Here is a 516-nt window from a genome sequence, read left to right as displayed (position 1 = left end):
GATGCGCAAGGCCGCGTCGTTGGCATCACAAGCAAGCTGAACGTCACGGCTTCGACGGTGACGCTTGCCTCGGGAGGGCAATACCTGCCGTTCGGCTCGATGAACGCCCTGGCGCAGGGCAACGGCGTGCAGATGACCTACAGCTACGACCAGGATTACCGGTTGACCCGGATCCAGGCCGGCGCCGCTCAGGATCTCACCATCGGCTACGATGCGGCCAGCCACATCGCCAGCCTAACCGATGGGGTGACTCCCAGCCTGACGCAAACCTTCCAGTATGATCTGGTCGGGCGGGTCACGAACGGGGTGGGTACCTATGGCAACGACAGCTATACCTATGATGCCGCCGGCAACCGGCTGACCCGTTCGCTGGTCAACGGGGGAGCGACCTCGACCACCTACACCTACACGAGCACCAACACCCAGCTCGCCCAGGCGGTGACGGGATCGACGACACTCAAATACGCCTACGACGCCAACGGCGCGCTGCTCTCGCGCAAGCTCGGCAACACCACG

The 516-nt window shown here is 63.8% G+C and carries 1 pseudogene; it reads left to right on the top strand.

Annotated elements, in window-relative coordinates:
- Positions 1-516, top strand: a pseudogene (locus NKJ80_RS31425) (hypothetical protein); the annotation flags it as partial.

The sequence above is a fragment of the Mesorhizobium sp. M0030 genome (assembly GCF_040323695.1).
GTDB lineage: Bacteria > Pseudomonadota > Alphaproteobacteria > Rhizobiales > Rhizobiaceae > Mesorhizobium.
Note: the sequence above shows the minus strand (reverse complement) of the source record. Positions and strands in the feature narration are given on the sequence as shown.